Here is a 26,142-nt window from a genome sequence, read left to right as displayed (position 1 = left end):
CCCGCCTGCGTAAGCCATGTGACCCAGACCCTTTATGCAACTTGTTGCACAAGCGGTCGTCCATGCTCTACAACTGGAGCTGACGACACCGCCGTATCCGGAGGCCCCCCGATGAGCGACTACCCCCACCTGCTGCGCCCCCTCGACCTCGGCTTCACCACCCTGCCCAACCGGGTGCTCATGGGGTCCATGCACATCGGGCTCGAAGAGGCCGAGAACGGGTTCGAGCGGATGGCGGCGTTCTACGCCGAGCGGGCGCGCGGCGGGGTCGCTCTCATGGTCACCGGCGGCATCGCGCCCAACGACGCGGGCCGCCCGTACGAGGGCGGCGCCAAGATCACCACCGAGGCGGAGGCCGCCCAGCACCGCACCGTCACCGACGCCGTGCACGCGGCGGGCGGCCGGATCGCGATGCAGATCCTGCACTTCGGGCGGTACGCCTACCACCAGGACCTGGTCGCGCCGAGCGCGCTCCAGGCGCCGATCAGCCCGTTCGTGCCGCACGCCCTGACCGAGGACGAGGTCGAGCAGACCGTCGAGGACTTCGTGCGCGCCGCCGAGCTCGCCAAGTCCGCCGGGTACGACGGCGTCGAGATCATGGGCTCCGAGGGCTATCTGATCAACGAGTTCGTGGCGGGCGCGGTCAACCAACGCACCGACCGCTGGGGCGGCTCGTACGAGAACCGGATGCGCTTCCCGGTCGAGATCGTCCGCCGTACGCGTGAGCGGGTCGGCGCGGACTTCATCATCATCTACCGGCTCTCCATGCTGGACCTGGTGCCCGGCGGCTCCACCCTCGACGAGGTGATCACGCTCGCCCGCGCCATCGAGGCGGCCGGGGCGACGCTCATCAACACCGGCATCGGCTGGCACGAGGCACGCATCCCGACCATCGCCACCTCGGTGCCGCGCGGCGCGTACACCTGGGTGACCAAGAAGCTGATGGGGTCGGTCTCGATCCCGCTCATCACCAGCAACCGCATCAACACCCCCGAAGTGGCCGAGCAGTTGCTCGCCGAGGGCCGGGCGGACATGGTGTCGATGGCGCGGCCGTTCCTCGCCGACCCCGAGTTCGTCGCCAAGGCGCGGGCGGGGCGGGGCGAGACCATCAACACCTGCATCGGCTGCAACCAGGCCTGTCTGGACCACACCTTCAGCGGCAAGATCACCTCCTGCCTGGTGAACCCGCGCGCCTGCAACGAGACCGAGCTGGTGCTCTCGCCCACCCGGCGCCGCAAGAACCTGGCCGTGGTCGGCGCGGGTCCGGCCGGGCTCGCCTTCGCGGTGTCGGCGGCCGAGCGCGGCCACGCGGTCACCCTCTTCGACGCGGCCGCCGAGGTCGGCGGCCAGCTCAACATCGCCAAGCGGGTCCCCGGCAAGGAGGAGTTCGAGGAGACGCTGCGCTACTACCGCACCCAGCTCGAACTGCGCGGTGTGGACGTCAAGTTGAACACCTCCGTCACGGCCGCCGACCTCGCGGACGGCACGTACGACGAGGTCGTCGTCGCCACCGGCGTCACCCCCCGCACCCCGGAGATCCCCGGCCGCGACCACCCGAGCGTCGTCACCTACCTCGACGTACTGCGCGACGGGGCGCCGGTGGGCGAGCGGGTGGCGATCGTCGGCGCGGGCGGCATCGGCTTCGACGTCGCCGAGTACCTCACCGACGGCGGCGACGCGGCGAGCCTGGACGCCGAGACGTACTTCCGGCAGTGGGGCGTCGACACCACGTACGGCGAGCGCGGCGGACTGCGCGCGCCCGAGCGGCCCAAGCCGCCGCGCACCGTCCACCTCCTCCAGCGCAAGACCTCCAAGGTCGGCGCGGGCCTGGGCAAGACCACCGGCTGGATCCACCGCACCGAGCTGAAGCACCGGGGCGTGACCATGGTGCCGGGCGTGAGCTACGACCTGGTCGACGACGCCGGGCTGCACATCACCGTCGACGGCACCTCCTCCGTACTGCCGGTGGACACCGTCGTCCTGTGCGCCGGCCAGGAGCCGCGCCGCGACCTGTACGAGGAGCTGACGGCGGCCGGGGTCACCGCGCATCTGATCGGCGGCGCGGACGTGGCCGCCGAGCTGGACGCCAAGCGCGCCATCGACCAGGGCACCAGGCTGGCGGCGGCCCTCTGACCGGCGCCGCACGCGGCGAACCTAGGATGCGGTCATGTCCCTCCCGCACGCGATCCTGACCGCCCTGCTCGAAAAGCCCTCGTCGGGGCTTGAGCTGACGCGCCGCTTCGACAAGTCGTTCGGCTTCTTCTGGTCCGCGACGCACCAGCAGATCTACCGCGAGCTGGGCAAGCTGGAGGCGTCCGGGTTCATCCGCGCGCTGCCGTCACAGGCGCCGGCGCGCGGCCAGAAGAAGGAGTACGAGGTCCTGCCCGCGGGCCGTACGGAGCTCGCCGAATGGGCGAGCTCCGGGCAGGAACCCCGTCCGATGCGCGACCCGCTGCTGCTGCGGATGCGGGCGGCGGCGGTCGTCGGCACGGACGGGCTGGACGCCGAGCTGCGCCGCCATCTGACCCTGCACGAGCGCCAGTTGGAGATGTACGAGGGGATCGAGCGGCGGGACTTCCCGCCGGAGCGGGACAGCGAGCAGGACCGGCTGCGGCATCTGGTGCTGCGCGGCGGCATCGAGCTGGAGACGTTCTGGATCCGCTGGCTCACCCAGGCGCTGGACACGGTGGCCGAGCCTGAGTGACGGGCCTGAGCAAGCGGGTCCGCACCATGGCGTTGTATTATGCAACTAGCCAGTGAGAGGACCCGCCGTGCCCAGCCGAGACCAGTCGGTCGCCACCATCCAGCGCGAGATGACCGCGTTCGCCCGCCGCGCCCGGGCCGCCGCCGCGCGGATGCACCCGGAGCTCTCGCTGGTCTCGTTCACCCTGCTCTCCCATCTGGAGGACCAGCAGGGGTGCCGGGCAACTGATCTCGCCGCGTATTACATGCTCGACAAGTCGACTATCAGTCGGCAGATCGCGGCGCTGGAGCGGTTGGCGTTCATCGAGCGCCGGACCGATCCTGCGGACCATCGCATTCAGCTGCTGCATCTCACCCCTGCGGGGACGGCGAAGCTCGCGGAGGCTGCGGAGCTGCGTCAGCAGGCGTTTGATGCGCGCCTCGCCGACTGGGAGGCGGGGGATCTCGAACAGTTCGCGGAGTATTTGTTGCGGTACAACAGCACTGCCAGCAGTTGGAGTTGACGTTTGGCTGCGGGCCGTATGTGGCTGGTCGCGCAGTTCCTCGCGCCCCTTACGGGGCGCTCCCCCCACCCGGCGTTACCAACCCCGACTCGTACGCCAGTACCACCGCCTGGGCCCGGCTCGCCAGGTCCAGTTTGCTCATCGCTCGGTTGAGGTGGGTCTTGACCGTCGCCTCGCTGATGAAGAGCTGGTCGGAGATCTCCACGTTCGACAGGCCGCGTGCGGTGAGTTTGAGGACCTCGGTCTCGCGGGCCGTGAGCGCCGCCAAGTCCGGCGACAGCTGCGGGGTTTCGGCGGGGCGCGCGAACGCCTCCACGAGTCGGCGTGTCACGCTCGGCGCGAAGAGCGTGTCGCCGCCGCCCACCGCCGCCACCGCGTTGAGCAGCCGCTCCGGCCCCGAGTCCTTGAGCAGGAACCCCGAGGCGCCGGCCCGCAGCGCGGAGTACACGTACTCGTCAAGGTCGAACGTGGTGAGGATGAGGATGCGCGGCGCCGGGTCCTCGGCCTCGGCGAGGATCCGCTCGGTGGCGGTGATGCCGCTCATACCGGGCATACGGATGTCCATGAGGATCACATCGGGGCGGGTCGCCGCCGCCTGGGCCACGGCCTCCGCCCCGTCGCTGGCCTCGCCGACGACGTCGACGCCCGCCGCCCGTAGCAGCGCGACCAGACCGGCCCGTACGAGGAACTGGTCGTCGACCACGAGTGCCCTGGTCATGGCAGCGCGTCTTCCCCCTGTGTCATGCGGTCCCGGTCAGGCGGTCGACTGGGCCGAGGTCGGCAGGAGCAGCCGGACCGCGAAGCCTCCCTCGCTTCTCGGGCCGGTGCTGATCGTGCCGCCGTAGAGCTTGGCCCGCTCCCGCATCCCGATCAACCCATGTCCACCACCCGATCGATTTCTGACCGGATTCGCTCCCGTAGTGTCGTTCACGACGGCGAGCGCGACATGGTTCCGCTCGTAACAGACTTCCACCGTCGTCCGTGCGCCGGGCGCGTGTTTCAGGACATTGGTGAGCGCCTCCTGCACCACCCGGTAGGCGCACAGGTCCACGCCGGGTGCGAGCGGCCGGGCCTCGCCCTCGACGCGCAGCTCGACCGGCAGCCCGCCGACCCGTAGCCGCTCCACCATGTCGGAGAGCCGGGACAGGCCCGGCATCGGGTCCGACGGTTCGCCGTCCACGTCCTCCGCGCGCAGGAGGTGCAGCATACGCCGCAGCTCTTCCAGCGCTTCCTGGCTGGTCGCGGAGATGGTGCCGAGCGCCCCGCGCGCGGTGGGCGGATCGGACTCGAAGACGAAACGCGCGAGCCCCGACTGCACGGATATGACCGACATGTGGTGGGCGATGATGTCGTGCAACTCCCGGGCAATACGGCCGCGTTCCTCCGCCACCTCGCGCTTGGCCCGGGCCTCCTGCTCCTTCGCCAGCTGGTCGGCGAGCTTGGTGGAGCGGCGGGCCACCCGGCCGAACCGCCACAGCACGGCGGGCACGGCGAGCGCCTGCACGACGACCGAGGGCATCGCGTCGCTGCCGGTGCGGAACCCGGCGAACACCCACACCGCCGCGAAGACCGCCGTACAGGATATGGAGACCCGGGCGGGCCGGGTCGCGGCCACCGTATACCCCGCGATCAGGGCGCCATAGGAGCCCACGACCGGCCAATTTCCCAGGGAGATGTAGAGCGTCCACATCGCGATGACGAAGGCGCAGACACCCACCGGCGCTCTGGAGCGGAACGCGCACGCCATGTTGATGATCACGGCGAGGGCGTATCCGAGCACGTCGAGCGGCTGCTGCCCCTGCCGGGCCGCCTCCTGGCCCAGGAGCACGGCGACACACGTCTGTGCCAGCGCGATGAACACATCGGCGGCTACTGGGCGGATCCGCATTACCGCAGCCTAATTGCAGGTCAGACGCGTGGCGTCAACCAATGGCGGTGCACGCTCTACCGCAGGGGTTGTAGCCGGACCCGCTCCCTCCGGCGCGCTCCGCCACCGCGGTCCGAAACCCGTTTGTCAGCCGGGTCCCGCGATGTTGAAGTGTGCGAATGGACAACGAAAAGGTGCTGGCCCTGTTCGACCAGCAGATGCGCGAGGGCGCGCGGCCCGAGGGTCCCGGATCCCGGGTCGAGCGGGTGGGCGGCGTGGTGCGGTATATCGGCTCCTACCCGGGCTGGAACGGGGTCATCTGGTCGGACCTCGACGAGGCGGGCGCCGACCACGAAATCGCCGAGCAGGTGCGGTACTTCACCGAGCTCGGCCGCGAGTTCGAGTGGAAGCAGTACGCCCACGACACCCCCGGCGACCTCGGCGAACGGCTCCTGGCGGCCGGGTTCACGCCGGAGCCCACCGAGGCCCTGATGATCGCCGAGAGCGCGGCGCAGGCCGGCGAGGTGGCACTGGCCGAGGGCATCGAGCTGGTGCCGGTGACCGACGAGGCCGGGATCGACCTGATGGCGGCCGTCCACGAGCAGGCGTTCGGCACCGACTCCTCGCGGTTCGCCCGGGCCATGAAGCTCCAGCTCGCCGAGGCGCCCGACACCCTGGTCGCGGTGCTCGCGACGGCGCACGGCGTGCCGGTCTCCGGCGCCCGGATGGAACTGATCCCGGGCACGCAGTTCGCCGGGCTCTGGGGCGGCGGCACCGCCGAGGCCTGGCGCGGCAAGGGCATCTACCGCGCGCTTGTCTCGTACCGCGCCCGTATCGCCGCCGAGCGCGGATACCGCTATCTCCAGGTCGACGCCTCCGACGACAGCCGTCCGATCCTGCACCGCCTGGGCTTCGCGCAGTTGAGCACGACCACTCCGTACAACTACGAGCCGTAGGCCGTACGCGGGCGGTTCAGCGGGCGTAGACGGCGACGAAGTCGCGGGTGGCCTGGTTGTAGTAGCGCTCCGGCGGGTTCTCGAAGTCGAGGATGTTGGTGGGCACCGGGCTGTCCGGGGTGCGGCTGCCGTCGTAGCTCATGAAGGACGGCCAGGCGCGGTTCATGTCGAGCGGCATGGCCCGCACCGCGCCCGCGCGCTCCATGAGTTCGGCGAGCGTACGGGCCGACAGCGCCTGGCCGACGACCATGATGACGTCGCCGTCCGCCGTGACCCCGACCCCGGAGCGCGCCACGTACATCTTGCTCTGGTCGGTGGCACCCCACTTGGAGTCGTCGTCGATGTCCGGGACGACCGAGCCGCCGTCGACCATCAGCTCCAGACACTGCCGCACCCCGACGACATCGGGCGTCATCCGCATGTCCCGGCCCCACACCCCGATCCGGATCGAGCCGTCGCGGTAGAACACCTCGGAGGCGGCGCCGTCGCGGAGCTCCCCGGCGGTTCTGCCGTCGAGGTAGAAGCCGCCACGGGAGCCGCCGTCGGTGACCTTGAAGCCGCCGTTCCAGGACGCCACCAGGCCCGTACGCTCCCCCTTGGGGATGTTCGGCGGTACGGAGAACGCACCGCCCGGCTCGCGCAGTCCGGGGTGCAGCTGGAAGCGGGCGTCCTTGACGCTGACCCATGCGACGGCCGCCTCGTACGAGGTGTGGGCGGAGTCGGGACGGACGTACGTGCCCTGCACGATCGGGCGGCCGTGGGCCTCCACCAGCGGACGCCACACGCCCTCGCCGGGCAGCGCCGGGGCGACCAGCGGCCGCATCGGCGCGCGCAGCGGCAGTCCGCTCCGCGCGGCGGGCGGCGGGAGCGCGGCCGCCTTGCGCATCCGGGCCAGGGACTCCTGCGGCAGCGTGCCGCCGACCTTCGGCGGATCCAGTTCGTACTGCAGGTTCTCCAGCTTGTCGACGACGAAGCCCAGCCGGTGTTCGCGCGCCCAGCCCGCGAGGCGGGCCGCCGTGCTGTCATCACCCGGATAGGTCAGCGCGTCCGACACCGACCAGCCCACCGTCCCTGCGCCCAGCACGCAGACCGCAAGCGTGGACCGGACGGCTATGCGGCGCCGGCTCAGCTGGGGCGGGGTCAGATCCCTGCGGTGCTTCCACGGCAGCAGACGGCGACGGGCCACGGCGCTCCCTCTCCGAGGCGTGTCCCGGGACGACGCCCAACGGACTTCGGACTGGTTCCGGAAAGACACGCGCCCTGAATACGTAGATATCGGGCTCTTGTCTGCTATAACCCGATCGCCCGGAACCTAATCACCGGCCACACTGGTCGCCATGGCCGGGAAACGCAGCGCGGGACTCCTCTGCTATCGCCGTACCGACCTCGGTGTCGAGGTGCTGATCGGGCACATGGGCGGGCCGTTCTGGGCCGGGCGGGACGCCTCGGCCTGGTCGATCCCCAAGGGCGAGTACGAGCCGGAGGAAGCGCCGGAAGCGGCCGCGCTGCGCGAGTTCGAGGAGGAGCTGGGCCTGCCCGCCCCCGAGGGCACGCCGGTGCCGCTCGGCGAGTCCCGGCAGGCCAGCGGCAAGGTGGTGACCGTCTGGGCGGTCGAGGCCGACGTCGACCTCGCCGCCGTGGTGCCCGGCACCTTCACGATGGAGTGGCCACGGGGCTCCGGCACGATGCAGGAGTTCCCCGAGATCGACCGCTTCGCCTGGCTGGCGCCCGACGCGGCGTCACAGAAGCTGGTGGCGGGCCAGCGGGTGTTCCTCGAACGGCTGGCGGCGCTGCTGGACGACGCCGGGGACCGACCGGGAACATGACTGCGCCGGTGTCCGGATCGCGGATCACCGGCGCAGCCGTCACGGGGTGCGTGGCTCAGTGCTCTCCGGTACGGCGCCTGCGCGCGGCCCATACGATGCCGCCGCCCGCGAGCAGTACGGCACCGCCCATCCCGGCGACGAGCGGGGTCGAGCCCGACGAACCGGTCTCGGCCAGGTTGGCGCTCGGCTGGGGCGCCGGGGCCGAGGACGTGGCGGGGCCGGGGGCGGGCTTGCTGGGCTTCGCCGAGGGGGTCGGGCTCGGCTTGGCCGGCGGGGACGGCTTGGTCGACGGCTTGGTGGGCGGAGGGGTGTCGCACACCGGCGCGGTCTTGGTCTCGTCCCGCGAGTACTGGTCCCCGTCGCCCGCCTTCACGACGAGCCGCAGGGTCAACTGCTTCTCGTGGTCGGGGAGTTGCACCTTCTTGTGGAACTCGCCCTTGAACTGCTCGGTGGGCAGCAGGTCCTTGCCGTCCGCCGTGATGGTCACCGTGTTCACGGCCTGCTCGGAGTACCTGGTCAGGTCCACGGTGACCTGGGTGCAGGTCACCTGCCACACCGGGGTGTGCGCCTGGGCGGGCACCGCGGTCAGGCCGACGCCGACGAGACCCACCGCGGCTGCCCCTATGAGCGCTCCCCGACGACGCCCCGTTCCTCTGTTGACGGTCACAAAAATCCTCCACTGTTACCGCACCGCCGGATTGACGGTGCGCGCACAGTACCGCTCCCGCCCCATGGCCGACCGGCTGTCCCGCACATCACTGGCGCCACCTGTCCTGTTCCGGATGGCACAGCCGTGCTATACACGCGCCACCGCCGTCATGCACACCACCAGGGGGACACCATGAGACGAACTTTCTTGCTGCACAGAGCAGTTGGAGCCCTTGCCGTCACGTCCGCGCTCGCCCTGGGCCTGTCGGTCACGGGTGCGTCCGCAGCGGGAAACGAGACCGGATCCGTACGTTCCGCTGCGGCCGGATCCATACGTTCCGCCACGGACCTGCCACCTCTCCCCCAGCCCAACTCCCATGGCCTGACCTTGAAGAGCTGGTCACCCGTCGCCGGGTACGGGGACCGGATGGCCGACGCCACCTTCACCACCGTCGCGATCTTCACCCCGCGCGGCGGCACCCCGTGGATCAACCCGGTACAGGTCCCGGTCAAGGTCAGGATCTACCTCCCGGCCGGATACCGCAGCGATCCGGCCAGGCCGTACCCCGTGCTGTATCTGCTGCACGGCGGTGGCGCCGACTTCCAGCAGTGGTCGCAGTCGGACTCCGGCAACGTGGCCGCCACGCTGGCCGGTTCGGCGTTCGACGGGATCGTGGTGATGCCGGAGGGCGGCCGCGCGGGCTGGTACAGCGACTGGGCCGGGGGCACCGACGGCCACTTCGCCCCGCAGTGGGAGACGTTCCACGTCGAGCAGCTGCTGCCGTGGATCGACGCCAACTTCAATACGGTGAGGGGACGTTCCGGCCGCGCCATCGCCGGTGTCTCCATGGGCGGTTACGGAGCGCTGCGCTACGGCGGGCGCCATCCGGAGCTGTTCTCGGCGGTGGGCGCGTTCTCGGCGGGCACCGACCTCTACCAGGCCAACGCCCAGAAGATCATCGCCGATTCGATGTGGGAGGTGGGCGCCTCGATCGGCTGGACCGGGCTGCTCAACCCCTGGTACCGCGTGGGCGGCGACACCCTCCACCGCATGGAGACGGTGTTCGGCCCGCAGAGCGGCCGGCCCGCCGTCACCCCCGTGAGTCTCGCGCTGCACGACGCGTACAACGGATACGCCGGGAAACTCGCCGTATACGCCGGCGGGGCCGACGGGACCGGTGAAACCGATATCTACGGCTGGAACCACACCCTGCACGAGAACCTCGACAGCCGCGGCGCCCAGCACCGTTTCTGCACCGGACCCGGTGAACACAGCTATCAGTACTGGACCGAAGACCTCAAGGACTTCGTCTCGCTCGTCTACGGAACACCTTTCGCCCAGTGCCCCAATGGCTGGGGATCGCCCACTCCCTAATCGGCCGTCATAAGCCGGACTTTCAGGCGCTCATAGCCTCGCCATTGGGTCATATCACGCCTTTTCGCGGGCAATTGAATTCTCTTCAAAAAGCCCGGAAATGAGGCTCCGACCGCCGCCAGGCCAGTGCTCGCAAGCAGGCGGGCGGCAGAATGACCACTTCCATTTCACTCGCGCATTGCGTGAAGGAACGGTTTCAGGCCGGTCGGGTCCGCGCCCCGTCAATTGGCGTCTTGTGGACCCCCGTCGGGCGAGCAGACGATCGGTCCTCGTTCCTGTGCGACGACCCGGCGCGGTCGCCCCACATGTCTTCGAGGAGGGTCCTATGAGCGTTCCCGTGAACAACCGGCAGAGTCTCGGCACGGACGCGGCACGGCAGCTCGCCACCGCCACCAAGACCACACCGCAGATGCGCGGCATCACCCCGCGCTATCTGCTGCGTGCGCTCCCCTGGGTCGATCTGGAATCCGGTGTCTACCGGGTCAACCGCCGCCGGACCTTCGTACTCGGCGACGACCGGATCGACACCTACACCGACAACGACGGCACCAACCGCGTCGTCCCCGGCGACTTACGCGAGCTGCCCTTCCTGGGCGACGCGGACGACGCGCTCCTGACCGAACTCGCGGGCGCGTTCACCGAGGTCACCTTCGAGTCGGGGCAGGTGCTCGCGCAGAGCGGCGGCCCGGCCGACCGGCTGTGGGTGATCGTGAGCGGCCGCGCCGAGAAGCGCCTGACCGGCCGCTACGGCCAGGACGAACTCCTGGAGGTCGTGGGCGACGGGCAGTTCTTCGACCTGGCGTCCTGGACCAGGTCCGAGCCCATGCCGTACCGCGTCCAGGCGCTCACGCCGGGCGTGGCGCTCGTCGCCGAACGCAGCGCGCTCGCCGCCCTCACCGACCGGGACGCGGGGGTCCGGGCCGCGATGGAGGACTACGCCGCCGGGAACCACATGCCGCCGGGCGGCGAGGTGCCGGTGGACCTCTCCTCCGGACATGTCGGCGAGCCGGATCTGCCCGCCACGTTCGTCGACTACGAGGACGAGCCGCGCGAGTACCACATGACGCTGGCGCAGACCGTGCTGAAGGTCCACAGCCGTGTCGCCGACCTCTACAACGGTCCCATCGACCAGACCCGCGCCCAGCACAACCTCACCATCCAGGCGCTGCGCGAGCGCCAGGAGAACCTGCTCCTGAACCACCCCGAGTTCGGTCTGTTCAACAACGTCTCCGCGGGTCAGCGCGTGCAGGCCCGCACCGGCTCGCCCACCCCGGACGACCTGGACGAGCTGCTGACCCGGGTGTGGAAGCAGCCCGCGTACTTCCTCGCGCACCCCCGGGCGATCGCCGCGTTCGGCCGCGAATGTACCCGGCGGGGGGTGCCCCCGGTCACGGACACCCGGTTCGGCAGCCCGCTGATCACCTGGCGCGGCGTGCCGCTGCTGCCGTCGGACAAGGTCAAGTTCAGCAACGGCGGCAACGGCCACGGCACCACCGAGATCCTGCTGATGCGGATGGGCGAGGCCGAGCAGGGCGTGGTCGGCCTGCGCCCCTCCCACGTCGCGGACGAGGCCGAACCGGGCCTGTCCGTACGGAACATGGGCGTCGACCAGAAGGGCATCACCTCGTATCTGATGACCGCCTACTTCAACACGGCCGTGCTGGTGGAGGACGCCATCGCCGTGCTGCAGAACGTCGAGGTCGGCAACTACCATGACTACTCCTGACGTTGTGCGCCCCGAGGCCGCGGGCCTCGGGATACCGCGCCTGGACACGGCGCGGCCGGAGGCGACGGGGCTCGACATGACCGGCGCGGCCCGCCCGGAAGCCACGGGACTCGGGATGCCGTCTCTCGACACCGCCCGCCCGGAAGCCGCAGCCCCCGGGATGCCGCCCCTGGACACCGCCCGCCCGGAGGCCAGCGGGCTCGACATGGCGGGTCCCGGCGCGGCCCGTCCCGACATGGCGCAACGCCCTGCCATGCCGGGTGTCTTCTCGCCCGAGGCGGCCCGCGCGGACGTGCCGATCCTGCACCGCACGGTCAACGGCCATCCGCTGGTGTGGCTGGACAACGGCGCGACCACACAGAAGCCCCGCCAGGTGATCGAGGCGCTCGGCGCGTACTACGGCGCCGCCAACTCCAACATCCACCGGGGCGCGCACACCATGGCGCGCGAGGCCACCGAGATGTACGAGGCGGGGCGCGCGGCGGTCGCGTCGTTCCTGGGGGCCCCGGCGCCCGAGAGCATCGTGTTCGTGCGGGGCACCACCGAGGCCATCAACCTGGTGGCGCAGACCTGGGGCCGGGACAACCTCGGACCCGGCGACGACATCCTCGTACCGGTCCTGGAGCACCACTCCAACATCGTGCCCTGGCAGCTGATCGCCAAGGAGACCCGGGCGCGGGTGGTCCCCATTCCGCTGACGCCGGAAGGGGAGATCGACCAGACCGCGTACGCCGATCTGCTCTCCTCACGGACCCAGCTGGTCGCCCTGAGCCATGCCTCCAACGTCCTCGGGACGGTCCCGCCGGTCAAGGAGATGACCGCGCTGGCCCATCGGTACGGGGCGAAGGTGCTGGTGGACGGGGCGCAGGCGGTCGCCCACTTCCCGGTGGACGTGCAGGACCTGGACGCGGACTTCTACGCGTTCTCGGGGCACAAGCTGTTCGCCCCGACCGGCATCGGCGCGCTTTACGCCAAGCCGGAGATCCTGGAGTCGATGCGGCCCTATCAGGGCGGCGGCAACATGATCGACTCGGTGGACTTCGGCAAGACCACCTTCGCGCCGGTCCCCCACCGCCTGGAGGCCGGGACCGGCAACATCGGCGGTGTGGTGGGGCTCCTCGCCGCGCTGAACTGGCTGAGCGGCTTCGACCGCAACGCCGTCGCCGCGTACGAGGAAGGGCTGATGGCCTACGCCCAGCAGGCAATGGCCACCGTGCCCGGTCTGGAGCTGGTGGGCGCCGCGCCCGAGCGGATCGCGGTGCTGACGTTCACGCTCGCGGGCCAGGACCCGGGCACCATCGCCGACTGGCTGGACCGCGACGGGATCGCGATTCGCGCGGGCCACCACTGCGCGCAGCCCGCGCTCGCGCACTACGGCCTCGAATCGGCCGCGCGCGCGTCGCTCGCGCTCTACAACACCTCGCAGGAGGTCGACCAACTGGTGGCGTCGCTGCGGCAGTTGCAGCAGGCGGCCTGATCGCCGGACGGCTGACGGGTGCCGGACGTTCTCGTCCGGCACCCGTCAGCCGATGTCCGCCCGCTGGGGCCCGCGATGGGGATGCTGCGGCGGGACCACCGGGGGCAGCTCGGCCCGGGGCGCGCTCAGGGCGTCGACGCGGCGGCGCAGGTTCTGGTTCTCCACATAGAGGTCGGCGAGGACGCGGACCTTGGACCGCACCGCCCAGGGGTCGACCGGCTTCACCAGGAAGTCCGCGACGCCCAAGTGGTACGCGCGGGCCGCGAGGTCGTCGTCGCGGCCGATCCCGGTCACCAGGATGACCGGGAGAGAACGGGTGTGATCGAGCCGCTTAAGGTATTCGACCACTTCGAGGCCGTCCATGTGCGGCATCAGCACATCGAGCAGGATCACGGCGACACCGCCGCGCAGTACGGTCTTCAGGGCTTCGTCGCCGTTGCGCGCGCAGATCACCGGCCGGCCGATGGGACGTAACACACTCTCCATCGCGAAGAGGTTGTCCTCGCGGTCGTCCACCACAAGGATCTTCCACGTACTGTCCACGCCCCAACCACACTCCCCTGCAGCCGGACTTTCACAGTAGTGCGACCGGAGGCGGAGCGGCAGGAGGCCAGGGGTACCTGCCAACGGCATCTGCGCCCCCGCCCGATGGCCCCGGGGGTCCGGCGGCGGTCGTCTACGGGCGTCCGCCAGCGCAAACGGAAGCTTCGCGTACGATCCCTGGCACTCCGGAGCTCGTCCCGTTCGAATTGATTCGGCCGGTTGTCACTCCCCATTTTGGCTCTTCTGCGCTCCTGGTGGACCGGCGCGGCCGACCGGGCCGCCTTAGCGTGAGGGAATGACGAAGGCCCAGAAGACCGCGGGCGCGTCGGCGCGCGTGGACGATCCCGCGTTTCCCGCGCACCGGGCGCCGCACTGCCGCAGCCTCGACGAGCTCGACGCCCAGGTGATCCGCTGCCGGGCCTGCCCGAGGCTGGTGGCGTGGCGCGAGGAGGTCGCCGCCACCAAGCGGGCCGCCTTCCGGGACTGGGAGTACTGGGGACGGCCGGTGCCCGGCTTCGGCCCGCCCGACGCGGCCGTGGCGGTCGTGGGTCTCGCCCCGGCCGCGCACGGCGGCAACCGGACCGGCCGGATGTTCACCGGGGACGCGTCCGGCGACAGCCTCTTCGCCGCGCTGCACGCCGTGGGCCTCGCCTCGCAGGCGGAGTCGGTCGACGCCGACGACGGGCTCGCGCTGCGCGGCGTACGGCTCGCGGCGCCCGTGCACTGCGCGCCGCCGGACAACAAGCCGACTCCCGAGGAGCGCGACACCTGCCGCCCGTGGCTGGCGGCCGAACTGGAGCTACTGAGCCCGACGTTGCGTACGGTCGTGGTGCTCGGCGCGTTCGGCTGGCAGGCGCTGTTCCCGGTGCTGAGCTCGGCGGGCTGGGAGGTCCCGCGCCCCCGGCCGAAGTTCGGGCACGCGGTGCGGGTGACACTGCCCGGCACGGACGAGGGCCGCAACGCCCTGAACGTACTGGGGTGTTACCACCCGAGCCAGCACAACACCAATACGGGACGGCTGACGTTGCCGATGCTCGTGGACGTGTTCCGGGAGGCCGCACGGCTGTCGGACCTATGACGCGCACCGACGACTTTTAGTTGAACATCGACCGGAATTCTGACGCTAAGTGACCGTTTCCGGGGCGGATTTCCCCGCCGGATCGCATCCCGCACGGTGCGGGTGTGTCATGGAAGGGATGGGCAAAAGGGGCGGGAGCGACGAAAGGAGCCGGTATGGGTACCGGACGGATACGTCGAGCGGCCGCCACGACCCTGCTGTCGTGCGGCCTGGCCATAGGCGGTCTCGCCACCACGGCAGCGGCCGCCCCGGCGCACGACGGGGGCGACGGTCACGACCGCAATCACGACACCCAGTGGGCATGGAGCGCCAGCGGCTGGGGGTGGAGCAGCCAGGACAACGGCAGGAGCTGGGACAACCACGACGGCGGACGGGACTGGGGCGGCCACGACCACGGTGGCGACGGACGCCATGACGATGGACGTCACGACGACGGGCGTCATGATGATCATCGGCATGACGACGGCCGCCATGACGACGGACGCGTATTCGGCACGGTGACCTCCCGTATCGAGCTGAACGTCCGCGACAACCCGAGCCTGAACGCCGACGTCGTCGTCGCCCTCAGCCCGGGCAGCACGGACCGGATCGCGTGCAAGACACACGGTTCGAATGTCAACGGAACCTCGACCTGGTACTGGCTGACCGGCGCCCAGGGCTGGGCCACGGCGGCCTTCTTCCAGGCCGACGGCGACGTACCGAACTGCTGAGCACCCCTTGCGGGGACAGGGCCCGGAGGCGACTCCGGGCCCTGTCACGTGTCGCCTGTTTCATTGCCATCGCGTGAACAGCGGGCCCGGTCGGGAATAGCGGTACCCGATTCGACCTTGGAGCTGCTGAGAGCGAGGAGACGGCAGATGCCCAAGGCGTACGCGTACACCCACAACGGTGGGCCCGAGACCGAGGCCTTCATCGAGCGGGACCGGCCCGAGCCCGGCCCCGGCCAGCTGCTGGTCGCGGTCCGCGCGGCCGGGGTGAACCCGGTCGACTGGAAACTGCGCAATGGTTTCCGCAGGCCAGGGGCGCCGGAGACACCGCTGCCCGCCGTGTTCGGCAGTGAGATAGCCGGTGAGGTCGTGGCGCTGGGGCCGGATGTCACGGGCTTCGCGGTCGGGGACGCCGTCTTCGGCAATCCGGTCGGCGGCGGTTACGCGGAGTACGCGCTGCTACCCGCCTCCATAGCCGCGCACAAGCCCGAGGCGCTGTCCTTCGCCGATGCGGCGACACTCCCGGTGGCCGCAGCGACCGCGTACGACGGGCTGCGCCAGCTGGCGCTGCCGACCGGGTCGACGCTGCTGATCACGGGCGTCGGCGGCGGGGTGGGCGTGGCCGCGGCCCAGATCGCCCGGGCCTTCGGCCTGCGAGTCGTGGGCACGGCGAGCGAGGGCAAGAAGGACTTCGTGGAGGCGCTCGGCGCGCTCCACGTCCCCTCGGCCGGTGGCGCTCTCGCCGACCGCGTCCGGGCCGCGGCCCCCGGCGGCACGGTCGACGCGGTCTTCGACCTGGTCGGCGGCGAGGTGCTGGCAGAGGTGGCCGAGCTCGTCGAGGACCGTACGAAGCTGATCACGGCCGCCGACCCGCCGGCGGCACTCAAGCTCGGCGGCTCGCCCGTCCAGCGCGCCCGCACCGCCGAGGTCCTGGACGAGGTGGCGAAGCTCGTGCTCAGCGGGGCGCTGCGCCCGCACGTCACGGCCACCTTCCCGCTCCAGCGCGCGGCCGACGCGCTGCGGACGGTCGAGGACGGCCACGCGCGCGGCAAGGTCGTGATCGAGGTGGGCCGGTGAACGAGTTCACCCCGCACCCCCTCGACAACCCCGCGCGCACCTCGCTGACCGGCCCGCACGCGCACTTCGCCGAGCGCTTCGGGCGGGTGCTGCGGTATCCGCCCGAGGTGACGCCGTGGCTGGCGATCTCCGACGAGCCCGGGCCCGAGGACTGGGCCGATCTGGCCGCGCTGGCCGGGCCCGGCGGGGTGGTTCCGCTGCTCGGGATGGACCATCGGCCGCCGCCCGGCTGGGAGTTGACGTTCGAGGCGGACGGCGTCCAGCTCGTCGACGACGGGGTGCCCGACGCACCCTTCGAGGAGGCGGTCGTGCTCGGCACGGCCGATGTGCCCGAGATGCTGGAACTGGTGGAGCGGACGCAGCCGGGCCCGTTCCTGCCGCGCACCATCGAGCTCGGCACCTATCTCGGCGTACGCAGGGACGGCGCCCTGGTCGCGATGGCCGGGGAGCGGCTGCACCCGCCGGGCTGGACGGAGATCAGCGCGGTCTGCACCGATGACGCATACCGCGGCCAGGGCCTGGGCACCAAGCTGGTCCTCGCGGTCGCCGCGAACATCCGCGCCCGCGGCGAGCGCCCCTTCCTGCACACCGGCGCACGCAACACCAACGCGATCCGGCTGTACGAGTCGCTGGGATTCCGGCTGCGTCGCACCACCCGGTTCATGTCGGCCCGGGTTCCGGAGAACGTACTGGCAACCACGACCGGGCTAGTTCACTCGATCGAGTGATGAAACGGTCGTGTGAATTGTTTCTGCAACTTCCGGGCTCCGCCGAACCCTTAGCGTGCTCCTTGGCCTCCCCAGCCCCCGGTCGCCATATCGCCACGTATGAGGGGGGAATGACGTGCGCTCCGACGAACACATCGACAAAGGTGTACTGGACATCCTGCCTGCGCCCAGACGCCGCATCGGCCAGCCGCTGATGCGTGTGCGTACTGTGCGCGGGGTGACCGTCGCCGAGCTGCGCGGCGAGATCGACATCCACGCGGTGCAGACGCTCCAGCCGCGCCTGGACGTCCTCACGTCACACGATCGGCCCGCGCTCGCGGTCGATCTGTGCCGCATCGAGTTCCTGGACTGCTCGGGCCTGGCACTGCTGGTCCGCAGCCGCCGCCGGGCCGCCGAGCGCGGCGGTTTATGGGCACTGGCCTGCGACCATACGCTCACCCTGCGGATCCTGCGGATCACCTCCCTGGTGGGCACCCTGGGGCCTGCTCCCACGCTGGAGCAGGCCCTGGAGTCGTTCAGCCCCGCGCAGCGGACCGTGTCCACCGCAGAGTGACGAGCTCGAACGGCCGCAGGCTCAACTCGACTGCCCCATCGGCCAGTTCGGGCTGTACGCCCTCGGTCAGCGGCCGCTCCAGCAGGTCGGTCGCGACCACCGCGTCCGCCGCGAAGCCCACGGTGAGCCGGGCGCGGGCCCGGCCGCCGTCCGACTCGTAGAGGCGCACGACCACATCGCCGCTCGCGTCGTCCGCGAGCTTCACCGCGCTGACGACCACCGCGTCGTTGTCGACGGACACCAGCGGCGCCACCTCGGCCCCGCCCGCGACCCGCCGCTCCGGCAGATTGACGCGATAGCCCTCGCGCACCGCGTCCCCGATGCCGGCGCCCGGCACAAGCGCGTGGCGGAAGCGGTGGACGCCCTGGTCGGTCTCCGGGTCGGGGAAGCGCGGGGCGCGCAGCAGCGAGACGCGGACCGTGGTGGTCGTGCCCCGGTCCCCCGCGTCGCGGACCGTACGGGTCACGTCGTGCCCGTACGTCGAGTCGTTGACCAGCGCCACGCCCCAGCCGGGCTCCGCCAGATGCACGAACCGGTGGTTGCACGCCTCGAACTTGGCCGCCTCCCAACTGGTGTTGGTGTGCGTCGGCCGGTGGAAGTGGCCGAACTGGGTCTCCGAGGCGTAGCGCTCGGCGTGGATGTCCAGCGGGAACGCCGCCTTGAGGAACTTCTCCGTCTCGTGCCAGTCGACCTCGGTGTCGATGTCGAGCCGCTTGGCGTCCGGGGCGAGGCTCAGCAGTTGGGTCACCTTGGAGTCGCCGAAGGTGCGCACGATCCGGACCGCCGCCACCCCGCCGTCCTCCACCGCCACGAGCTGGTCGAGGTCCGTCAGATCGGTCACCGTGTTGCGGTAGAACGCGTCCACGTCCCACGCGTCCCACATGTTCGGGAAGTCCGGGTGGATCTGGAGCAGGTTCGCGGCCTGACCGGGGGCGATCGTCTCGCGGGCGGCGGCGATGTCGTACGCGGAGACCACCAGGCCACGGCCGTCGATCTCGACCCGCAGCAGCCCGTTGTTCAGGACGAAGCCGCCGCCCTCGCGCCGCGCCGCCCGGCTCACTCCCTTACGGACGGCCTCGGCCGCCGCGCCCGCCGCCACCGAAGCGCGCGCGTGCGGCGCGGAGTTGAAGACCAGCGTGCGGCCGGGGGTGGGCTCTCCGGCGAGCACGCGCTGCGATCCGTCGATGATCGTGTTCAGCTCCTCGGCGACCGCCGCGTACGTCCGCTCCGCCTCGCGGTGCACCCAGGCGATGGAGGAGCCGGGCAGGATGTCGTGGAACTGATGGAGGAGGACCGTCTTCCAGATGCGGTCCAACTGCTCGTACGGATAAGGGAATCCAGCCCGCACGGCCGCCGTCGCGGCCCACAGCTCGGCCTCGCGCAGCAGGTGCTCGCTGCGGCGGTTGCCCTGCTTGGTCTTCGCCTGGCTGGTCAGGGTGGCGCGGTGCAGCTCCAGATAGAGCTCGCCGACCCACACCGGCGCGTTGGGATACTCCGCCTGCGCCTTGGCGAAGAATTCGGCCGGGCTCTCCCATTCAACGGTCGCCGAGCCCTCCAGGTTCCGCAGCCGGGCCGCCTTCGCGACCATCTCCCGGGTGGTGCCGCCGCCTCCGTCGCCCCAGCCGGTCGGCGCCAGCGAGTGCCGGGCGGCGCCCTTGTCCTTGAAGTTCCGGGCCGCGTGGGCGATCTCGCTGCCCTTCATCGAGCAGTTGTAGGTGTCGACGGGCGGGAAGTGGGTGAAGATCCGGGTGCCGTCGATGCCCTCCCACTGGAAGGTGTGGTGCGGGAACTTGTTGGTCTGGCTCCAGGAGATCTTCTGGGTGAGCAGCCACTTGGCGCCCGCCGCCTTGATGATCTGCGGCAGCCCGGCCGCGAACCCGAAGGTGTCCGGCAGCCACGCCTCGTCGTTCTCGATGCCGAACTCGTCCAGGAAGAACCGCTTCCCGTGCACGAACTGCCGCGCCATCGCCTCCGAACCCGGCATATTGGTGTCCGACTCCACCCACATCCCGCCCGCAGGAACGAACCGCCCCTCGGACACGGCCTTCTTCACGCGCGCGTAGACCTCGGGCCGGTGCTCCTTGATCCAGGCGAACTGCTGCGCCTGCGACATGGTGAAGACGAAGTCCGGCTCGTCCTCCAGGAGCGCGGTCATGTTCGACGTCGTACGGGCCACCTTGCGCACCGTCTCGCGCAGCGGCCACAGCCACGCCGAGTCGATATGGGCATGGCCGACGGCGCTGATGCGGTGGGCGGTCGGGCCCGCAGGCACGGCCAGGACATCGGCGAGCTCGGCGCGGGCCGCGTCCGCGCTCGCGTTGACGTCCTGGAGGTCCACCACGTCCAGCGCGCGGCCGACGGCCCGCAGGATGTCCCAGCGCCGCGCGCCCTCGACGGGCAGCTCGTGCATCAGCTCGCCGAGGACCTCCAGGTCGAGGACGAGCTGCCAGACGCTCTCGTCGAAGACGGCGAGGTCCATCCGGGCCAGCCGGTACTGCGGCTCGCTGCCCGCCGTCTCCTTGTCGCCGAGCGCGGTCGGCACGAAGGGGTGGTAGTCGAGGATGACGGGGTTGGACGCGGCCTCGATGTGCAACCGCACCTCCTCGCCGCCCGCCACGGGCGCCCCGATGCGCACCCACTGGTTGCGCGGGTTGAGGCCCTTCACGGGGGTGCCGTCCGGCCGGTACACGAGGCCCTCGCACTGGAAGCCGGGCATGTTCTCGTCGAATCCGAGATCGAGGATCGCCTCCACGGTCCTCCCGGCCCACCCCTGCGGAATGGTCCCGGTCACCCTGAACCAGCTGGTCCCCCACGGCGCGCCCCACGCGTCCCCGACCGCGATCGGTTCGGGGACGCCGGCCAGCCCCTCGGCGACCGGCACGGGCTCGCCCGGCGCATGCCAGACCGCCACCTGGAGCGGTACGGATTCGGGGTACACGGCGGGGCGGATGCGCTCGTCGAGGACACGCTTGAGGCGGGCTTCGACCAGGTTGCGGTCGTCATGCATGAGGGTCTGCTCCGTTGGGTCGAGGGTCGAGCGGGGTGCAGAGGTGCTGGACTGCGGGGGCTACCAGGGATGGACGACGGAGACGGCTGCGGACGCCGTGCAGAGCTCGCCGACTGCCCGTATCTCGAACCGGGCCGACCGCTCCGCTCCTTGCGGTGTCACACCGGGAACGAAGAAGGCCGTGCCGCACGTTCCCCCTACGAAGCGGCGACTTCCGTCGGGCAGGACGCGATGCAGCTCGTAGTGGCGCACGGCTGCGGGCGCCCGGTCCCACGCGAAGCGCAGCGAGGTGCCCGTGGCGCCGGTCACGGAGTCGGTGACGCGCGCCCAGGCGGGCGCGGCCGGCGGCGTGGCTGCGCCGTCGCGCACGGCGAGGGCACCGAGCCGCCACTTCACGCTGCCCTCGGCGGTGAGTCGCACACCGAGTGAACGGACGGTCCCAGAGAGGGAGTTGAGGCGCAGGGTCGAGGTGGTCCAGCCGCTCCTGCCCGCGCGCAGGGTGCCCGCCGGGAGGTAGGCGTACGGGACGGGATCGCCCGGCCGGGCGGGCTCGCGCAGGGCGACCGCGAGCTCGACCTTGACCGTGCCCTCGTCGGCCCGATGGGTGAGCTCGACGACCGTGGACTTCGACAGCGGCAGCCGGGTCGCGTACAGCTCGATCGTGGCCGGGGCATCGAAGTCGCCGTCGACCAGGAGACTGGATCCGCCGCGCCACGCGTCGGCGAAGTCGAAGGCGACAGCGGGCCGCCGACCACCCGTGCGCACAACCCAGCGCCGACCGGGAAGCCGGTCCTGGAGCCCGAGATGGTTCCACTCGGCCGTCGAGGTGACCCGGCCACCCTCGTACCAGCGCAGTCCGTGCCCGGTGTTGAACGAAGTGGCGAACGGCAGCCGGTCGACGGTGGCCCGGTCCGCCACGACCGTCGCCGGGGCGCGCCACCCATCTGCGTCAGGCTTCGACGGGTCGAGGGAGTGCCCTGTCCAGAACCGATCGTCGGCTGCATGGAACTGCGCCGGAGTACGGCCCGCGGGCAACTGGTTGCGGGTCCACTCGGGCCGGTAGAGGCCGTACGAGACGATGTGCGCCCGGTCCTTGGGGACGATGGCGTCCCAGTCCACCGAGGTGTTCCACCCATTGGCCTCGACGTCGACGCCCGCCCACAGCTCGTAACGACTGCGGCCGAGCCGCTCCGCGAGGTCGCCCGAGGTCGCGAGCGTGGCGCGCGACCAGCGGAAGTCCACGAACATCGAGTCGGCGCTCGCGAAGAACTCCTTGTTCTCGTCGTCCAGTTCACCCTGCCAGCCGACCTCGCCGCCGGTCGTCATCGCGTCGTACCAGGTGATCCGGAGCCGGGCCGCCTTCGCCCGCGCCTTGAGGTCCCGTACGAACGCGAGCATGTCGGCACCCAGTTCGGCGTCGCCGCCGTCGGTCTCGGCATTGAGGAACCACCCGTCGAAGCCGTACGCGATGGCGGCCTCGACCAGCTTGGCGGCCAGCGGAAACCGCCCGAGCGAGTCGCGCCGCACCAGGTCACGGGTCCATCGCAGATCACCGCCCCAGGCGGTAGGCGGCAGAAAGACGGTACCGAGGACAGGCACGCCATTGCGGTGGGCGGCGTCCACGATCGGCGCGTTGGGCGCCAGGATCAGCCCCTCCCCCGCCGACCCGCCCCAGAAGACCAGCTCGTCGAGGTACGCCCAGTGGCTGAGCGCGTAGTAGTCGGCGCCGGCCGCCCCCTGGGACGGGTTGCCCGCCGTGTGATCGAAGGACACCAACGACTGGATACGGGCCTGACCCCTGCGAGCGGTCCGGTTCACCGGGACGGGGGTGAACCGCGCGGCGAGCGGCACGGAGGCGCGATTGAAGGCAAGGTCTTTGTCGTCCTCGACCCGCCACGACTTGAGACTCCGCCAGGTGATGCCGGGCCCCGGCGTCCCGGAGGGGAGCGAGTCGGGATACCAGTAGGAGGCGTAGGGCTGAAGGTCAACGGCCGCAGCGCGAGCGGCAGATGCGGGGAGGACGACGGCGGCGGCGGTCCCCGCCCCGGCGAGAACGACGGCGCGACGGGTTGGGTGCTGCTTCATGGCGATCTCCGTTTCGGCTCGACCTATCGAAGTGGGGCGACAAACCAGGGGCGCGGGGAACTGCGCGACCAGCCACGCACGATCCGCAGACGAATATCCGAACCCGCCGAGCGCGTCAGCTCACCGCATCCGGGAACACGACCTCCCCAATCCCCCGCGACGCCAAGTACGACTTGTCATCCACGCGACCAGCAAGAACAACAGCAGGCCGCACCCCATCGGCAACAAGCCGAGCGAACGCCTCGAAAACGGGCCCCCCGGGCGCACACACAGACCGCCGAGGCGCACCAACCTCGTCCCCCACGTCAACGACAAGCGCCGTAGTACGCACCGCAGGCGCACGCACCCGCCCCCGCCACGCCTCAGCGAGCCGCGCCACCACCGCACCCGCAGGTTTGACCAGCCCGCCACTGGTCAACAACCCGAGGCTGTACTCCAGTTCAGGAAAGTCCGCGAGCGACCGATCCACGTCATGCGAGCACCACCAAGTGACCCCCCACAGATCCGCGCAGTCCAGCGCGTTGACCACGGTCGCCTCGGTGAAGGCGGCCGCGTGCCCCGCCGGGATCAGCGGCGCGGGCGCCCCGACCTCCTGGAGCCACACCGGCCGGTGCGGATCGTCGGCCCACGCCTTCGACAGCTCGACGAGATACGCGGCGTGGTGCTCGGTCGCGACACCGGTGCGGCCGTGCGCCTGCGCGGTGCCGTTGAACACCCACGAGTGCACGGCGGTCATCGCGCCGAGCCGCGCCGCGTGCGCGGGGGTGAAGGGCTGGTCGTCCTGGTACCACGACGCGTCGTACTCGGCGTGCACATGAGGCCGACCGGGCGCGCCCTCCTCGCACGCGCCGAGCAGCCGCCGCAGCCACGCCTCGGCCTGCGCGGACGTGATGCGGTCGGGGTCGGGGTGCGGCCCGGAGGCGAACTGGTTGACCTCGTTGCCCAGCGTCATCCCGATGAAGTTGGGCCGGTCGGCGAGCGCGCCGGCGAGCGTACGCAGATACGCGGCCTGCGCCTCGACCACCTCGGGGTCGGTGAAGAGGTTGCGCCGGTGCCAGGTCTGCGTCCACGCGGGCAGGAAGTCGAAGCTCGACAGATGGCCCTGGATCCCGTCGACGTTGACGTCGAGGCCGCGCTCGGCCGCCACGTCCGCGAGCGCGACCAGCTGCTCGACCGCGCGCGGCCGGATCAGCGTGCGGTTGGGCTGGAAGTAGGGCCACACGGGAAAGACCCGGATGTGGTCGAGGCCGAGCGCCGCGATCGCGTCGAGGTCGGCGCGGACCGCGTCGAGGTCGAAGTCGAGCCAGTGGTGGAACCACCCCTGGCTGGGCGTGTAGTTGGCGCCGAAGCGCACGGCAGAAGGCATGCGGTTCCGTTCTGTGGGCGTGCGGTGGGACCTGGCGGCGGAGTGCTCAGCCCTTGACGGCGCCCTCGCCGACACCGCGGAAGAAGTAACGCTGCAAGGCGGCGAAGAGCACGATGAGCGGGGCCACCGCGATGACCGTGCCCGCCGCGACCAGCCGTTCGTCGTTGGCGAAGGTGCCGTGCAGATAGTTCAGGCCGATGGTCAGGGTGAAGCGGTCCGGGTCGCTGAGGACGATGAGCGGCCACAGGAAGTCGTCCCAGGCGCCCATGAAAGCGAAGATGGCGACCACGGCGAGGGTGCCCTTGACGGCGGGCAGCGCGATCAGCAGATACCGCTGCCACGCGTTGGCGCCGTCGACGTACGCCGCTTCCTCCACCTCGTACGGGAGGTTGAGGAAGGCGTTGCGCATCAGCAGGACGTTCATGGCGCCGATGGAGCCCGGCAGCAGCACCGCGATCAGGGTGTTGTTGAGGCCGAGGTCCCGCATGGTGGTGAACTGGGCGATGATGATGCCCTCGACGGGGACCAGCATCGCCAGGATGAAGGCGAGGGTGGCCGCGCGGCGGCCCCGGAAGCGCATCCTGGCCAGCGCGTATCCCGCGAGCGAGGCGCCGACGCAGTTGGTGACCACATTGGCCGAGGCGACTTTCAGCGAGTTCAGCGCGTAGTCCCAGACCGGGATGGTGTCGGCCACGCGCGCGTAGTTGTGGAGAGTGGGCTGCCCGGGCAGGAACTTCGGCGGGGAGCTGAAGATGTCCTCGTGCGGGCCCTTGAGCGAGGTGGACAGCTCCCACAGGAACGGGCCCACGGTGAGCGCGAGGACCGCGAGGAGCAGGACGTAACGCACTACGAGCTGCCAGACGGGGATCCGCCGCCCCTCGGCGTCGGTGACACCCTTGCGCGGCGCCCTGGTCCGGTTCCCGGTGTCGGAAGGAGTGCTCACGCCCCCTCCTTCCGGTCCGCGCGCAGCACGAGCAGCATCAGGACGACGGTGACGACGAAGACGACGACGGAGATGGCCGAGGCGTAGCCGACCCGGCCGGTGAGGCCGGTGCCGACACGCTGCACCAGCATCACCAGGGTGGTGTCCTCGCCCGCCGGTCCACCCGTGGGACCGGCGATCAGATAGACCTCGGAGAACACCTTGAAGGCGGAGACCGAGGAGAGCGCGGCGACCAGGACCATGGTCGAGCGGACGGCCGGGACGGTGACGGTGAAGAACCGCCGTACGGCCCCGGCCCCGTCGACCGCGGCGGCCTCGTGCAGCTCGCGCGGCACATTGGCCAGCGCGGCCAAGTAAATGATCATGTAGTAGCCGAGGCCCTTCCAGACCGTGACGGCCATCGCGCTGCACAGCAGCAGCCACTGGTCGCTGAGGAAGCCGACCTTGCCGACGCCCACCGCCTCCAGGACCGAGTTGATCAGCCCCCGGTCGTCCAGCATCCACACCCAGATCAGGCCGACCACGACGATGGACGCCACGACCGGGGTGAAGAACGCCGCCCGGAAGAAGATGATCCCGGGGATCTGCCGCTGGACGAGCAGCGCCAGGAGCAGCGGCAGGACGACGAGGGCCGGGACGACGCCGAGGACGTACAGCGTGCTGTTGCGCAGGCCCGTCCAGAACATGTCGTCGTGCCACAGCTCACGGAAGTTGGCGAGGCCGACGTAGTGGCCGGGCACCAGGGTGCGGCGGTCGGTGAAGGCGTTGGCGACGGTGCTGATGAACGGGTACAGGCTGAACACGCCGACGATCACGAGGCCGGGCGCCGCGAACAGCCAGGGGCTGGTGGGGAGATGGCGCCGGATGGAGCGGCCGGGCCGGCGGGCGCCGGAGCGAAGACGTACGGCTGCCGGGCCCGCCACGAGCGGGCCGGACGGGTTCGCCTCGGAGGCGGTGGGGCTCTTCATGAACGG

At 70.8% G+C, this 26,142-nt stretch carries 23 protein-coding genes; 13 read left to right on the top strand and 10 right to left on the bottom strand.

Features of this window, described 5'->3' with window-relative positions; translation table 11 throughout:
* The first annotated feature begins 111 nt into the window (after positions 1-111).
* The 3 genes from ACT1U9_RS28725 to ACT1U9_RS28715 all read left to right on the top strand — a co-directional run bounded on the left by ACT1U9_RS28725 (position 112) and on the right by ACT1U9_RS28715 (position 3,206).
* Positions 112-2,133 (top strand): oxidoreductase, encoded by a 2,022-nt coding sequence (locus tag ACT1U9_RS28725; RefSeq protein WP_444535521.1) that lies wholly within the window; start codon positions 112-114, stop codon positions 2,131-2,133.
* 34 nt (positions 2,134-2,167) lie between these two features.
* Complete coding sequence (locus ACT1U9_RS28720; RefSeq protein ID WP_444535520.1) at positions 2,168-2,704, top strand: PadR family transcriptional regulator; 537 nt, start codon at positions 2,168-2,170, stop codon at positions 2,702-2,704.
* A gap of 109 nt (positions 2,705-2,813) precedes the next feature.
* Positions 2,814-3,206, top strand: coding sequence for a MarR family winged helix-turn-helix transcriptional regulator (locus ACT1U9_RS28715; protein ID WP_444539276.1), 393 nt, complete (start codon positions 2,814-2,816; stop codon positions 3,204-3,206).
* A gap of 49 nt (positions 3,207-3,255) precedes the next feature.
* Here ACT1U9_RS28715 and ACT1U9_RS28710 read toward each other — a convergent pair whose 3' ends face one another.
* Positions 3,256-3,924, bottom strand: a complete 669-nt coding sequence (locus tag ACT1U9_RS28710; protein WP_444535519.1) for a response regulator — start codon at positions 3,922-3,924, stop codon at positions 3,256-3,258.
* Between the two features lie 36 nt (positions 3,925-3,960).
* Positions 3,961-5,094 (bottom strand): sensor histidine kinase, encoded by a 1,134-nt coding sequence (locus tag ACT1U9_RS28705; protein ID WP_444535518.1) that lies wholly within the window; start codon positions 5,092-5,094, stop codon positions 3,961-3,963.
* Between the two features lie 158 nt (positions 5,095-5,252).
* Between ACT1U9_RS28705 and ACT1U9_RS28700 the strand changes: the two genes are divergently transcribed.
* Positions 5,253-6,029 (top strand): GNAT family N-acetyltransferase, encoded by a 777-nt coding sequence (locus ACT1U9_RS28700; RefSeq protein ID WP_444535517.1) that lies wholly within the window; start codon positions 5,253-5,255, stop codon positions 6,027-6,029.
* A gap of 16 nt (positions 6,030-6,045) precedes the next feature.
* Here ACT1U9_RS28700 and ACT1U9_RS28695 read toward each other — a convergent pair whose 3' ends face one another.
* Complete coding sequence (locus tag ACT1U9_RS28695) at positions 6,046-7,215, bottom strand: phosphodiester glycosidase family protein (RefSeq protein ID WP_444535516.1); 1,170 nt, start codon at positions 7,213-7,215, stop codon at positions 6,046-6,048.
* 151 nt (positions 7,216-7,366) lie between these two features.
* Here ACT1U9_RS28695 and ACT1U9_RS28690 point away from each other — a divergent pair, with 151 nt between their 5' ends.
* Positions 7,367-7,855: an NUDIX domain-containing protein gene (locus ACT1U9_RS28690; protein ID WP_444535515.1), complete on the top strand. Its 489-nt coding sequence runs from the start codon at positions 7,367-7,369 to the stop codon at positions 7,853-7,855.
* Positions 7,856-7,910: 55 nt separating this feature from the next.
* Here ACT1U9_RS28690 and ACT1U9_RS28685 read toward each other — a convergent pair whose 3' ends face one another.
* Positions 7,911-8,522, bottom strand: coding sequence for an LAETG motif-containing sortase-dependent surface protein (locus ACT1U9_RS28685; RefSeq protein ID WP_444535514.1), 612 nt, complete (start codon positions 8,520-8,522; stop codon positions 7,911-7,913).
* Positions 8,523-8,696: 174 nt separating this feature from the next.
* On the opposite strand from ACT1U9_RS28685, the gene ACT1U9_RS28680 reads away from it, so the two are divergent.
* The 3 genes from ACT1U9_RS28680 (at position 8,697) to ACT1U9_RS28670 (ending at position 13,081) form a co-directional block, all read left to right on the top strand.
* On the top strand, positions 8,697-9,878 hold the full coding sequence (locus tag ACT1U9_RS28680; protein WP_444535513.1) for an alpha/beta hydrolase: 1,182 nt from the start codon (positions 8,697-8,699) through the stop codon (positions 9,876-9,878).
* A gap of 325 nt (positions 9,879-10,203) precedes the next feature.
* A complete protein-coding gene (locus ACT1U9_RS28675) occupies positions 10,204-11,604 on the top strand; it encodes a family 2B encapsulin nanocompartment shell protein (protein ID WP_444535512.1) in 1,401 nt (466 codons plus the stop codon).
* On the top strand, positions 11,591-13,081 hold the full coding sequence (locus ACT1U9_RS28670; RefSeq protein ID WP_444535511.1) for a SufS family cysteine desulfurase: 1,491 nt from the start codon (positions 11,591-11,593) through the stop codon (positions 13,079-13,081). The genes ACT1U9_RS28675 and ACT1U9_RS28670 overlap by 14 nt, the downstream gene beginning before the upstream one ends.
* 45 nt (positions 13,082-13,126) lie before the next feature.
* Here ACT1U9_RS28670 and ACT1U9_RS28665 read toward each other — a convergent pair whose 3' ends face one another.
* A complete protein-coding gene (locus tag ACT1U9_RS28665) occupies positions 13,127-13,624 on the bottom strand; it encodes a response regulator (RefSeq protein ID WP_444535510.1) in 498 nt (165 codons plus the stop codon).
* Between the two features lie 295 nt (positions 13,625-13,919).
* Between ACT1U9_RS28665 and ACT1U9_RS28660 the strand changes: the two genes are divergently transcribed.
* The 5 genes from ACT1U9_RS28660 (at position 13,920) to ACT1U9_RS28640 (ending at position 17,767) form a co-directional block, all read left to right on the top strand.
* Positions 13,920-14,702, top strand: coding sequence for a uracil-DNA glycosylase (locus tag ACT1U9_RS28660; RefSeq protein ID WP_444535509.1), 783 nt, complete (start codon positions 13,920-13,922; stop codon positions 14,700-14,702).
* A gap of 155 nt (positions 14,703-14,857) precedes the next feature.
* Positions 14,858-15,412, top strand: coding sequence for a hypothetical protein (locus ACT1U9_RS28655; protein WP_444535508.1), 555 nt, complete (start codon positions 14,858-14,860; stop codon positions 15,410-15,412).
* 147 nt (positions 15,413-15,559) lie between these two features.
* Complete coding sequence (locus ACT1U9_RS28650; RefSeq protein ID WP_444535507.1) at positions 15,560-16,486, top strand: NADP-dependent oxidoreductase; 927 nt, start codon at positions 15,560-15,562, stop codon at positions 16,484-16,486.
* On the top strand, positions 16,483-17,214 hold the full coding sequence (locus tag ACT1U9_RS28645) for a GNAT family N-acetyltransferase (protein WP_444535506.1): 732 nt from the start codon (positions 16,483-16,485) through the stop codon (positions 17,212-17,214). Before ACT1U9_RS28650 ends, ACT1U9_RS28645 begins: the two co-directional genes overlap by 4 nt.
* Positions 17,215-17,329: 115 nt before the next feature.
* Complete coding sequence (locus ACT1U9_RS28640) at positions 17,330-17,767, top strand: STAS domain-containing protein (protein ID WP_444535505.1); 438 nt, start codon at positions 17,330-17,332, stop codon at positions 17,765-17,767.
* Here ACT1U9_RS28640 and ACT1U9_RS28635 read toward each other — a convergent pair.
* From ACT1U9_RS28635 to ACT1U9_RS28615, 5 genes are all read right to left on the bottom strand, one after another.
* Entirely contained in the window at positions 17,730-20,774 is a 3,045-nt protein-coding gene (locus ACT1U9_RS28635) for an alpha-mannosidase (RefSeq protein ID WP_444535504.1), read from the bottom strand. The genes ACT1U9_RS28640 and ACT1U9_RS28635 overlap by 38 nt on opposite strands.
* 60 nt (positions 20,775-20,834) lie before the next feature.
* Positions 20,835-22,859, bottom strand: a complete 2,025-nt coding sequence (locus tag ACT1U9_RS28630; protein ID WP_444535503.1) for an endo-beta-N-acetylglucosaminidase — start codon at positions 22,857-22,859, stop codon at positions 20,835-20,837.
* 115 nt (positions 22,860-22,974) lie between these two features.
* A complete protein-coding gene (locus tag ACT1U9_RS28625) occupies positions 22,975-24,225 on the bottom strand; it encodes a glycoside hydrolase 5 family protein (RefSeq protein WP_444535502.1) in 1,251 nt (416 codons plus the stop codon).
* A gap of 46 nt (positions 24,226-24,271) precedes the next feature.
* Entirely contained in the window at positions 24,272-25,168 is an 897-nt protein-coding gene (locus tag ACT1U9_RS28620; protein ID WP_444535501.1) for a carbohydrate ABC transporter permease, read from the bottom strand.
* Entirely contained in the window at positions 25,165-26,136 is a 972-nt protein-coding gene (locus ACT1U9_RS28615; protein ID WP_444535500.1) for a carbohydrate ABC transporter permease, read from the bottom strand. Before ACT1U9_RS28615 ends, ACT1U9_RS28620 begins: the two co-directional genes overlap by 4 nt.
* Positions 26,137-26,142 lie beyond the last annotated feature (6 nt).

Source organism: Streptomyces sp. BR1, from assembly GCF_052373795.1.
Lineage (GTDB): Bacteria > Actinomycetota > Actinomycetes > Streptomycetales > Streptomycetaceae > Streptomyces.
This window is presented reverse-complemented; position numbering and strand designations above follow the sequence as displayed.

Coding starts and splice junctions, on each gene's coding strand:
- ACT1U9_RS28660 (WP_444535509.1), top strand. CDS start 13,920: ATGACGAAGGCCCAGAAGACCGCGGGCGCGTCGGCGCGCGTGGACGAT.
- ACT1U9_RS28615 (WP_444535500.1), bottom strand. CDS start 26,136: ATGAAGAGCCCCACCGCCTCCGAGGCGAACCCGTCCGGCCCGCTCGTG.
- ACT1U9_RS28635 (WP_444535504.1), bottom strand. CDS start 20,774: ATGCATGACGACCGCAACCTGGTCGAAGCCCGCCTCAAGCGTGTCCTC.
- ACT1U9_RS28680 (WP_444535513.1), top strand. CDS start 8,697: ATGAGACGAACTTTCTTGCTGCACAGAGCAGTTGGAGCCCTTGCCGTC.
- ACT1U9_RS28715 (WP_444539276.1), top strand. CDS start 2,814: ATGACCGCGTTCGCCCGCCGCGCCCGGGCCGCCGCCGCGCGGATGCAC.
- ACT1U9_RS28705 (WP_444535518.1), bottom strand. CDS start 5,094: ATGCGGATCCGCCCAGTAGCCGCCGATGTGTTCATCGCGCTGGCACAG.
- ACT1U9_RS28720 (WP_444535520.1), top strand. CDS start 2,168: ATGTCCCTCCCGCACGCGATCCTGACCGCCCTGCTCGAAAAGCCCTCG.
- ACT1U9_RS28710 (WP_444535519.1), bottom strand. CDS start 3,924: ATGACCAGGGCACTCGTGGTCGACGACCAGTTCCTCGTACGGGCCGGT.
- ACT1U9_RS28670 (WP_444535511.1), top strand. CDS start 11,591: ATGACTACTCCTGACGTTGTGCGCCCCGAGGCCGCGGGCCTCGGGATA.
- ACT1U9_RS28655 (WP_444535508.1), top strand. CDS start 14,858: ATGGGTACCGGACGGATACGTCGAGCGGCCGCCACGACCCTGCTGTCG.
- ACT1U9_RS28630 (WP_444535503.1), bottom strand. CDS start 22,859: ATGAAGCAGCACCCAACCCGTCGCGCCGTCGTTCTCGCCGGGGCGGGG.
- ACT1U9_RS28725 (WP_444535521.1), top strand. CDS start 112: ATGAGCGACTACCCCCACCTGCTGCGCCCCCTCGACCTCGGCTTCACC.
- ACT1U9_RS28690 (WP_444535515.1), top strand. CDS start 7,367: ATGGCCGGGAAACGCAGCGCGGGACTCCTCTGCTATCGCCGTACCGAC.
- ACT1U9_RS28625 (WP_444535502.1), bottom strand. CDS start 24,225: ATGCCTTCTGCCGTGCGCTTCGGCGCCAACTACACGCCCAGCCAGGGG.
- ACT1U9_RS28675 (WP_444535512.1), top strand. CDS start 10,204: ATGAGCGTTCCCGTGAACAACCGGCAGAGTCTCGGCACGGACGCGGCA.
- ACT1U9_RS28650 (WP_444535507.1), top strand. CDS start 15,560: ATGCCCAAGGCGTACGCGTACACCCACAACGGTGGGCCCGAGACCGAG.
- ACT1U9_RS28700 (WP_444535517.1), top strand. CDS start 5,253: ATGGACAACGAAAAGGTGCTGGCCCTGTTCGACCAGCAGATGCGCGAG.